Origin of the sequence: Pseudomonas saponiphila (genome assembly GCF_900105185.1) — a bacterium.
Lineage (GTDB): Bacteria > Pseudomonadota > Gammaproteobacteria > Pseudomonadales > Pseudomonadaceae > Aquipseudomonas > Aquipseudomonas saponiphila.
The window spans coordinates 324,208-333,643 of record NZ_FNTJ01000003.1 but is presented as its reverse complement, the minus strand read 5'-3'; the positions used below and the strand labels follow the sequence as shown (position 1 = coordinate 333,643).

Sequence of the window (9,436 nt, the reverse complement as noted above, 5' to 3'; positions counted from 1 at the left end):
GCTGGCACGCGCCGGCGGCACGTCTAATAGACCCCATCGACTCAACCGATGGGGCTAACCAATGAACTCTCACGCCGATGTCCGCTGCCACTTCACCAAAGCGGCTGAAGGGATCGTCTACCTGAATCCCGAGCAGGAACTGCCATCATTCGATGACGTTCGGGCCGTGATTATCGAAATGCTCGACATCAACAAGGACAGCCCTGCCGGCTGCGCTGGCGTGCGTCAGCTTTTGGCCTACCCCGACTTCCCCGCCTTCTTCGCGCATGTGCGTAGCTACTTCCACTATGACGCGGAGGACACGGGGCACCAGGTCGAGTGCGACGAGCCCTTGTTCGAGGTCATGTTCAACGCTATGCGTGCGGAGCTTGGCCCTGCTGCCCGCACTGCGGCTGATTTGACGGCCGAAGTGCGCAGCTCAAACGATCTGGGGGCTCACTGATGAATATGTCACTTGAGCACGCCAAGGGCTGCGCGGCGACTACTGTTCTGGAAGCGCTGCTGTGCAAGGATAGCTATCGCGCCGCTGGCGTTTCCTTCACACATGCTGCGGGGATTACCTCCCTGCATCATCGCGGAGTGTGCATTCTCAGCTACAGCGGCGACTTCACGAGGGATCAGGTTGTTCAAGACCTGAGATTGCTCGCGAAAGCTCACCGGGACAGCATCCTGGAGATGGTGCTCACCTCCTTCAGGCAAATGGGGTTGCCGGACGAATATCTGATCAGCTTTAACTCTGATTCTGACCGCATCAACCATCGGCTGAACTGCGCGACACTCACGATTAGCAGCACCATGAATTACCTCCACATGGAGGCTGTTCAGACGATATTGACGGGCCATATTCGGGTTTTCTTCGACGCCCCGCAGATTCGCTATGCCTTCCATAGCGGCCAGCAATTCAGCCGAGGTCAGATCGACCTGCTGGGCAATCGCGGGATGCTTGCCGGCCGCAAGCATGATGACTACGCGCCGGCCATTGCTGACGCGCACAGCGCGATGATGCAGGCATTTGAGGCTCTGAACTCAAAGCAGCATCTGCTGGCACGGGCCTAATCCCCTGAAGATGAAGACCACTTCAACAAGGGAGATCCACAAGATGGCCAGCCAAGAATCCGCACGCATTAGCGCCCAGTTCGTTTCGGTTTGGGACGGCGGGCTCGAACTTGTTTCAGCCTGCTCCATAGACCCGCTGACCGGTGAGGTTGCGCAGGAGCCCGCCAGTTATCCCGATAATCTCGAACTGAATGTGTGCGAAGGTGAGGTGATTCGCCTCGGCGACGGAACTGAGTTTCCGGTGGTTGATGTCTCGGGCAGGCTCATCGTCGCGGACCTTGCAGCCCTTCAAAACCACACCCTGATCGCCAATGCTGCCGCCTATGACGATCTGGATGATTCGGCCCGCGCAATCCAGAACGCAATTGGGCAAGACGATGGCGGCCTTGCCGGCATGTTCTTCGCCGATTTCGAGGACATCGAAAGCCGCTGGCCAACTATGTCCCCCTCTGAGCGCCACCCCATCCTGAAGGACTACCTGGCCTTCGAGCTTCGGATCGCGCGGAACCTGTCCCAAGCTGCGGCACCGGTGAAAGCCAGTGTTCCTGCTGGTGCTGGCGCGACCCCGGTATCGCTTCAGGCTGCAAGACAGGTCGCCAATATCTACCGCCTGACGTTCTCAGCGCTTTGCCCCTCAGATGGCGAAGAGATCGAATACAAGCTGGAGATCAAGCGCCCGACCATTTTGATGGTGGAGCATCTGAAGGCCGAGATTGATTGCATCAAGACGGGCTACCAGGAGGACATTGCTGACTTTCTTATTGAGCGTTTCGGCGGCGAGCAGCGGATGGTGGCCACGCATCAGGGTGTCGAAATCGAGACCTACCGCAAGGCATAAGCAGCTTGCCTGGCGGGTAAAACCGCCAGCTTTTGCACCTACTGGCACGCGACCCGTGGCCTGAAGATGAACCCATCAAACACACAAAGGGAGCACATCTAAATGGCCAAGTCCGTTGAATACCGTGGTTTCGTTATCGCCAACCCCCGAGGCGGCCTGTCCAACTGGCAGTGCACTTTCACTGATAATGGCCAGCCCCGGACTCGCTTCGGCACTCTGGATGAGCTAAAAGCCGATTGTGACCTGGTGGCTGATGGGATCGGCCTGCCGCCCCGCGAGCATGGCCCGCACGGCACCTTCTAAAACAACACAGGCCGGCACATGGCAGCACCCAGCACAGCGTCAGGTGCGAGTTGGATTTTCATGAGTGGCCTGCTGGCCGCTGATTTAAGCACCATCATGGCCTTGCGTTTCCGGCGACCCGTGAGACGCTGAGCCCATAACGAACACCGAGGAAAACACGCCATGCAGACCATGTACGAAGACGGGTACTACTGGACGCATTCGACCTTCGGGCCTTCGGTGCGGGCTGCATGGCGAAAAGTCGAAATAAGGAATGGGGCTGTTGGCGTCATTGAGGCTGACCAGCCTGAACACTGGTTCGATCAGCCCTTCTTCTTCGCTGTGAACACCATGGTCGGCAAGGCCGACTGAACGGATAGGAAAACAGCGCAATGCACGCAAAGGGTGTGATCAGCGGATTCTCGCCGAAGGAACTGGCCCTGGAGATTCACCCTGGTGCGTACTGCAAGGTGAAGCACTCCGAGCATGTCTCTGGCTATGTGATCTATGACGCGGAAGGTCGCGCTCTGGCGTCTGCCGGGAGCGCTAAGCAGGCATGGCGAGACGCTATTTCAGTCGCTCCGTTCGCCACCAAACAGAGTTAAAGGAAATCACCTATGGCTACCCGCAGCGCAGCCTTGAAGTCTGCAATCAGCGAGCACTGGAAGGGTTTACCGGCAGGCGCAGCTGCCATTCAGATCATAAGCAGCATTGAGGCTCTGGAGGCACCTGCGGAGAAGTGGACCTTAACCGACATACTGGCATTGCTTGGCCCTACGGCCGAATTCAAAGATGCCTGTCAAGGACTAGCAATCCTGGTCCAAGCCGAGTACGCAATCTTCCGCTCGGCCGCCTTGTTTGTTGACGAGAAGATGCAGAGCCACCGCCTTTCAGTCGAAGACGTGCAGCGCGTGCTCGATCAAGACATGCTGGCGCACCCGGTGACTGGCGTTATGGTTACCAATGCCTCCGAGCACTTAGTAACGCTATTTGAGCTGATCCCCGGCGTTCTGGGGTTTGCGCAACCCCGCTCGCACTGATCAAGGAATCCCCGAATGAAACTGAAGACCTACACCCGCGCCGCGACTGTTTCCCTGTTCCTTGCCGTCGCCATTCTTGGTTATCAATTCGTAACCACGATGAAGGCGGTGGACAGCGCACGCGAGGACGCCATCCAGGCTTGGGCCTCAGCAAATCCTGATAGCGCGGAAACGGTGACTCGCTACAGAGAAATTTGCCAGGGTGGCCCCGTTGAACAACCCACCAACCAGGCCCCAGTTCGGCCTATCACGTTCGCTGAATGTGCAGCGCAGCTGGGCAACGACTCGCTGGCAGAGGTGATCGAGCACGCTGCTGATTCAGTCGTAGCTCCGGCCCCACTGCGCTGGCTTTGAGATCAAGGGAAACTCCAATGCAAGCATGTCAGCCTGAACCTGCATGGACTGAACAGCGTGACGGCTATACCCACACGCCTTCCGGCAACCGTGTTATCCCTTGCGGCCCATGCTCCTTCGCTGTGATGAAGGGCGGCAAGCAGGTTCGGTCGGAAAGTGGAAGGCTTCGTCGCTGGCATGATCTTGATAAGGCTCGCGCCTTTGTCGAGCAATCCCACTAATCAAGGAAGCTTACATGGCCACCTTAGACACGATTTTCTGCGGCGGAAGTTCTGATAGTCAGTGGCCACGAAAAGTCCACTTGCTCGATCCGCTTACCAATGGGGCTCGCTGTGGTCAGCACTTTCCACCCAGCGCCAATACCGACCATGGCGAGATCGAGCAGAGCAATTTTGTCGGTAACGACGCATGCAAGAAGTGCAGAAATCTTCTCGCCTCGGACAGTTAAGGGAAATCGCTAATGATCGACAACGCAGGCAAGACCCGAGTTATTCCAGAGCTGATCCGAGACGCGATGCGTGATGGACGTAAATTTTCCTCCGAACAGCGGCTTGAGGATGCCCTCTATCAAACCGTGCTGGAGGCTGAATTGCAGGTGCGTTCCCGTCGCTTCCTTCCCAAGCAGGCGATCAAGGCAGCACTGCGTAAAGCCATTGAGGAATCGAAGCGCCAGGGCTCTTGCGTTCTGGCGAATGGCGATAAGGTGCTTGTCACTCACATGACGGACGCCTTTGCCAATGCCCGTGGCTTCGTTTAACTGATCGAGGAAAACGACCATGAGCCTCCAAATCACCGCACGGATTGAGCGTCGTACCTGGTACGTGAACGGCCAGTACCGGGGCGATAAGTCGCAATTCATCCTCGATGCCGGCGAGACGGCGCGGGAACTGACCGGAGACTTTTACGGCGAATGGCAGGGAACCCGCCATTTCGACGGGGCGGCAATCGTTCAGGCAGATATGGATCGTGCCATTGAGGATCGACGCATGCTGCTGGAGAACCACCCTGACAGCCTGCTTGGCGATGCCTCTGGCTATCCCATCAAGCTCGGCGACTGGGGCGAATACCGCATCGTCACCACCGCCGTAGCCAACGCAAACTGATCGAGGAAACCACGATGAAGCCCGAATTGCACGACCTGGAGCAGCGCGCTTTGCGCAGCGCGGCCAAGGCCACATCGCTTGTCCGCAAGCTCGTAGCAAACTCGCCGCATGCGTCCCTGGAGGCGCTGGAGCAAGAAATTGCAGAGCTTCGGGTTGTTCGCACCGAGCTGGCCGACCGCACTGGTCGAAGCGCATTGGAATAGACAGGAAAACAGCCGTGAGAAAAATACTGGCTTTGCTGCTCGCCACTTTGGCAGGGGTTCTGGTGGTAGTGGTCGGCCTTGCGATATGGGATAGCTCAACCGCGTTCTGGCTGAAGCTTCCAAGCTGGGCTCCGATCCTGCCCATGGCTTGCTATGTAGGGGCTGTGATGTGGGTAACTTCCCGAGTGATTTTTGGTGTTCACCGCCGCGTTGCCGGCACTTAGGAAACCATCGTGAAACTGAAAATCCTGATCTTTCTAATCTCAATTATGCCAATTGTTCTTGGGGTTGCACTGCTCTACGGGCTTGAGCTGGCTCTGGGTTGGGAGGTAGTGAATAAGGGTATTGGTTTGCTTTTTAGTGCCTCCCTAATTGGCCTCGGCGTTACCATTTGCCTAATCGTGTATCGCCGCTATAAACCAGCTAAATAGTTAAGGGAAAACAACCATGGTGGCCACGGCAGCAAAATTATTTCAGGTGAGTATCGCCATTTTACTCGTAAGCATGATCGGACTGACTCTCCTTACGCTCATCGCAACAGATAAGTCCCACTCACGTACTGCATGCCTAAATTCTGCTTCGAGCTTGGAGGAATGCCCCGTACCAAGCGGTTGGGAGAAAATACTGCGGCGGATAGTTGGCTGATTGTTGAAGGAACACGGCCCATGACGCCCCCGAGACGCATCGTGATTACCCGGCACTGGAATGCCTGAAGTACCAGCACCTGCGCAAGCCGCAGCGACTGAACCAAGATGGCACGCTGATCGACTGATCAAGGAAAACTCAGCTCGCATTTATCGCTGTGTTCGCAAACCGTATTCGCAGATAGCGATAGGCCCTACACACATGATGTCGGCCTGTCTCTTTCAGACCCAAAGAAAAGGAATCCGCATGAAAGGATCACTCCGTAGCACCGCCCTCAGCCTGCTGTTTTGCATGCCGGTTATGGGCGTTGCGCAGAACCTCCCGCTCGCCATGATTGCTGAAGGCACCTACGAGGGCCAGGCTGCCATGTTCACGAGCATGCCCACCATGTTCAAGGCCACCGGCACCTTCAAGATAAAGCAGCAGACCGCGCTTTGCCCGGAGGCTTTGCAGTACCCCAAGCTTCGGGAAGAAGAATTCCTGACGCCATCCGATGCCATCGACTCCTATCTTCGCTCCCCAAACAAGGATGCTCAGGCGGCCGGCCGTGAAACGCTGAAAGGGCATTTGGAAATGGAGATCTGCCAAGCGCTCCAGCCCGGTGACACGATCGAGGTTGTTGCGGCCTTTTTGCCCATCACAGGTTGCCAGAAGGCCTGGATGCCCCCGGAGTATGTCCGCGAGGTACCGAATACGCCCTCCTACTCGTGCTTCTACATTCCGGCCGTAATGTCGGGCGGCAAGATGCACATGGTGCCTGGGATACATGTTGAGGGCTTTGATGAGTGGGCTGCCAAAGAGTGGCAGAAGCACAAAGTAACCCCCTGATGAACAAAGGCCCCAATGGGGCCTTTGTTTTAGCTGGTTAGGCGATGATGCCTTTTGCCTTGGCTTCCTTCAGCCACTGAGGGAATTCTTCCATCATCTTCCCGTACATGGCGTCTTCTGAGATCTCGTGCAGGTGCTGGAGCTCGAAGAAATTGCAGTTGTCGACTGCGCGCCCTGGTAGATCATCCAGCTTCTTGAAGATCCCGTAGTCCCGACCACCGATACCCACTATCTGCCAGAAGATCGGAAGCGAAGATGCACGCTTCATGGCTTCGGTAATCGCACGGTTCTCGTGTACGCCTCCATCGGAGATGAACAGGACATAGACCGGCGTCCGGTCACCGCTGCGCTCATAGTGGTCGATGACCATTTCCATGGCCCGCGGTTCATGGTTGATCCGAGAACCCAGCTCCCAATTTCGCCAACCACCATTATCGGCATCGATAAAATTCGCGTAGTTGTCAGCTGTAATGGTGCTGAGCTGTTGCGGATAGTTGCCAAACGCCCAGCAGTCGATCGCACCGTCATCGTTGCGGATTTCGGAGCACCGTGACCGGCCGTTTCGGTTGATCGTGACCGCTCATTTCGGTAGCAACGTGACCGATTCTCCGCCTGTTCCGAAACAGGTGGTCACGGCTTACCGAAATCGCCGGTCACGACTTAGCGAAAGCCTTCCCCTTCGTTGCGCATGACCTGATGCGCCGCCATCCTCGACCGATTTCGGGAGAGGAAGATGGCGGCGCCGCGAGTAGCCATGCGAAACATCAAAGAATGTCTGCGCCTCAAGTTTGAGGCCGGCTTGTCCCACGAGAAGATTGCCCGTGCCTTGCAGCTGTCCAAGGGCGTGGTTAGCAAGTACATCGCGGCGGCGCGGGTGGCCGGGCTGGACTGGCCGGCGCTGGTGGCCATGGACGAGGCCGCGCTGGCGGCCGCCTTGTTTGCACCGACGTCGACGAACAAGCCGCGCGGTGAGCGAGTGCTGCCCGATGTGCTGAGCATCCACCGCGAGTTGCGACGCAAGGGCGTGACCTTGCAGCTGCTGTGGGAGGAATATCTCGCCGCGCATGCGGGCCAGCCGACCTACCGCTACACCCAGTTCGTCGAGCACTACCGGCGCTACGCCCAGACGCTCAAACGTTCGATGCGTCAGCTGCACCGTGCGGGCGAGAAGCTATTCATCGACTATGCCGGGCCGACGCTGCCGGTGGTCGACCCGGCCACCGGCGAAGTGCGCCGGGCGCACATCTTCGTCGCCGCCCTGGGCGCCTCGAATTACACCTATGCCTGCGCGACGCCAGGCGAAACCCAGGTGGACTGGCTGACCTCGCTGGGCCAGGCTCTGACCTACTTTGGCGGCGTGCCGGAAATGGTTGTGCCGGACAATCCGCGCGCCCTGGTCGCCCAGCCGGATCGCTACGAGCCGGGCCTGAACCGGGCCACGCTGGAGTGCGCGCGTCATTACCAGACGGTGATCCTGCCGGCACGGCCACGCAAGCCTCAGGACAAGGCCAAGGCCGAGGTGGCGGTGCAGGTGGTCGAGCGCTGGATCATGGCGCGGCTGCGCCATCGGCAGTTCTTCAGCCTGCATGCGCTTAACCAGGCCATCGCCGAGCTGCTGGAGGATCTGAATCGGCGCCCGTTCAAGCGGCTCGATGGCTGCCGGCGCGACTGGTTCGAGCGCCTGGATCGCCCGGCCTTGCGAGCGCTGCCGGTGCATCCCTACGAGGTCGCCACCTTCAAGCGCTGCAAGGTCAGCATCGACTACCACATCGAGGTCAATGGCAGCTTCTACAGCGTGCCCTCCGCCCTGGCCCGGCAGAACGTGGACGTGCGACTGACGGCACACACCCTGGAAGTGCTGCATGGCAACCGGCGGGTGGCCAGCCACCTGCTGCTGGGGCGACGCGGCGCTTACAGTACCCAGCGCGAGCACATGCCCGCGGCGCACCAGGCGCATCGCGAATGGACGCCACAACGCCTGCTCGACTGGGGCGCGCGGATCGGCCCCTACACGCGCCAACTGATCGATCACCAACTGACCCACAAGCCGCACCCGGAGATGGGCTACCGCGCCTGCCTCGGCCTGCTCTCGCTGGCCCGGCGCTATGGCAATGCACGCCTGGAAGCCGCTGCCGAACGTGCCGTACACCTGCGCGCCTTCACCGGGCGCAGCGTGCGCAACCTGCTCCAGCAAGGCCTGGATCAACAGCCGCTGCCCCAGCGTGCCGCCGAAACGACCTTACCCGGCGACCACGAGAACGTCCGTGGCGCCGACTACTACCAACCCCCGCAACAGGAGCTGTTCGATGATGCCGCAACACACCCTGAATCAACTGCACCAGCTACGCCTGGACGGCATGGCCCGCGCCCTGGAAGAGCAATGGACGCTGCCGGCCAGCCACAGCCTGAGCTTCGATGAACGCCTCGGCCTACTGCTCGACCGCGAACTGGCCTGGCGTGACAACCAGCGCCTGGTACGGCTGCGCAAGAAGGCCAAGCTCAAGTACGCCAACGCCTGCCTGGAAGATCTCGACCGCCGCACCGGACGCGCCCTGGACGAGCGTCTGATCGCCACCCTGGCCAGTGGCGACTGGATCCGCCAGCAGCACAACCTGCTGCTGACCGGCCCGACCGGTGCCGGCAAAACCTGGCTGGCCTGCGCCCTGGGCAACCAGGCCTGCCGCCAGGGCTATAGCACCCTGTACCTGCGCACCCCGCGCCTGCTGGAACAACTGCGCATCGCTCATGGCGACGGCAGCTTCGGCCGTACCCTGCAACAGCTGGCAAAGGTCGACGTCCTGGTGCTGGACGACTGGGCGCTAGCCCCGCTGGAGGAAGGAGCCCGGCATGACCTGCTGGAGGTGATCGACGACCGCGCTGGCAGCCGCTCCACCATCCTGACGAGCCAACTGCCCATCGAGCACTGGCACGGCTGGATCAACGACCCGACCCTGGCCGATGCCATCCTCGACCGCCTGGTGCACAACGCCTACCGGCTGACGATGAAAGGCGAGTCGCTGCGCCGAAAAAAAGCCGAGGAACAAGCCGCATCGTGACCGATGCGATTACAATCCAGAACCCGCGCAA

At 59.2% G+C, this 9,436-nt stretch carries 15 protein-coding genes and 1 pseudogene; 15 read left to right on the top strand and 1 reads right to left on the bottom strand.

What is annotated here, in order from left to right; all coding sequences use genetic code 11:
* Nucleotides 1-61: 61 nt before the first annotated feature.
* The 13 genes from BLV47_RS34315 (at nt 62) to BLV47_RS34255 (ending at nt 6,349) form a co-directional block, all read left to right on the top strand.
* Entirely contained in the window at nt 62-442 is a 381-nt protein-coding gene (locus tag BLV47_RS34315) for a hypothetical protein (protein WP_092320903.1), read from the top strand.
* The gene (locus BLV47_RS34310; protein ID WP_092320902.1) at nt 442-1,056 is read left to right on the top strand and encodes a hypothetical protein; all 615 of its coding nucleotides are present in this window, start codon (nt 442-444) and stop codon (nt 1,054-1,056) included. Before BLV47_RS34315 ends, BLV47_RS34310 begins: the two co-directional genes overlap by 1 nt.
* Before the next feature lie 43 nt (nt 1,057-1,099).
* Entirely contained in the window at nt 1,100-1,894 is a 795-nt protein-coding gene (locus BLV47_RS36665; RefSeq protein ID WP_244169004.1) for a hypothetical protein, read from the top strand.
* Between the two features lie 102 nt (nt 1,895-1,996).
* Nucleotides 1,997-2,197, top strand: a complete 201-nt coding sequence (locus BLV47_RS34300; protein ID WP_092320901.1) for a hypothetical protein — start codon at nt 1,997-1,999, stop codon at nt 2,195-2,197.
* A gap of 162 nt (nt 2,198-2,359) precedes the next feature.
* The gene (locus tag BLV47_RS34295) at nt 2,360-2,548 is read left to right on the top strand and encodes a hypothetical protein (RefSeq protein ID WP_092320900.1); all 189 of its coding nucleotides are present in this window, start codon (nt 2,360-2,362) and stop codon (nt 2,546-2,548) included.
* A gap of 245 nt (nt 2,549-2,793) precedes the next feature.
* Nucleotides 2,794-3,216, top strand: coding sequence for a hypothetical protein (locus BLV47_RS34285; RefSeq protein WP_092320898.1), 423 nt, complete (start codon nt 2,794-2,796; stop codon nt 3,214-3,216).
* A gap of 15 nt (nt 3,217-3,231) precedes the next feature.
* Nucleotides 3,232-3,570, top strand: a complete 339-nt coding sequence (locus BLV47_RS34280) for a hypothetical protein (protein WP_092320897.1) — start codon at nt 3,232-3,234, stop codon at nt 3,568-3,570.
* A 460-nt stretch (nt 3,571-4,030) separates the two neighbouring features.
* Nucleotides 4,031-4,327, top strand: coding sequence for a hypothetical protein (locus BLV47_RS34275; RefSeq protein WP_092320896.1), 297 nt, complete (start codon nt 4,031-4,033; stop codon nt 4,325-4,327).
* A gap of 19 nt (nt 4,328-4,346) precedes the next feature.
* On the top strand, nt 4,347-4,673 hold the full coding sequence (locus tag BLV47_RS34270; RefSeq protein WP_092320895.1) for a hypothetical protein: 327 nt from the start codon (nt 4,347-4,349) through the stop codon (nt 4,671-4,673).
* A 14-nt stretch (nt 4,674-4,687) separates the two neighbouring features.
* Entirely contained in the window at nt 4,688-4,876 is a 189-nt protein-coding gene (locus tag BLV47_RS34265) for a hypothetical protein (protein WP_092320894.1), read from the top strand.
* 14 nt (nt 4,877-4,890) lie between these two features.
* Nucleotides 4,891-5,100: a hypothetical protein gene (locus tag BLV47_RS36350; protein WP_167365752.1), complete on the top strand. Its 210-nt coding sequence runs from the start codon at nt 4,891-4,893 to the stop codon at nt 5,098-5,100.
* A gap of 9 nt (nt 5,101-5,109) precedes the next feature.
* On the top strand, nt 5,110-5,307 hold the full coding sequence (locus tag BLV47_RS34260; protein WP_092320893.1) for a hypothetical protein: 198 nt from the start codon (nt 5,110-5,112) through the stop codon (nt 5,305-5,307).
* Nucleotides 5,308-5,767: 460 nt separating this feature from the next.
* Complete coding sequence (locus BLV47_RS34255; RefSeq protein WP_092320892.1) at nt 5,768-6,349, top strand: hypothetical protein; 582 nt, start codon at nt 5,768-5,770, stop codon at nt 6,347-6,349.
* A gap of 37 nt (nt 6,350-6,386) precedes the next feature.
* Here the strand turns inward: BLV47_RS34255 and BLV47_RS34250 are convergent.
* Nucleotides 6,387-6,881: pseudogene (locus BLV47_RS34250) on the bottom strand (VWA domain-containing protein); the annotation flags it as partial.
* Between the two features lie 201 nt (nt 6,882-7,082).
* On the opposite strand from BLV47_RS34250, the gene istA reads away from it, so the two are divergent.
* Both istA and istB read left to right on the top strand, forming a co-directional pair.
* Nucleotides 7,083-8,768 carry an IS21 family transposase gene (gene istA, locus BLV47_RS34245; protein WP_062838241.1) on the top strand — a complete coding sequence of 562 codons (1,686 nt, stop codon included), beginning with the start codon at nt 7,083-7,085 and terminating at the stop codon, nt 8,766-8,768.
* Nucleotides 8,656-9,405 (top strand): IS21-like element IS1474 family helper ATPase IstB, encoded by a 750-nt coding sequence (gene istB / locus BLV47_RS34240; RefSeq protein ID WP_062838242.1) that lies wholly within the window; start codon nt 8,656-8,658, stop codon nt 9,403-9,405. The genes istA and istB overlap by 113 nt, the downstream gene beginning before the upstream one ends.
* Nucleotides 9,406-9,436 lie beyond the last annotated feature (31 nt).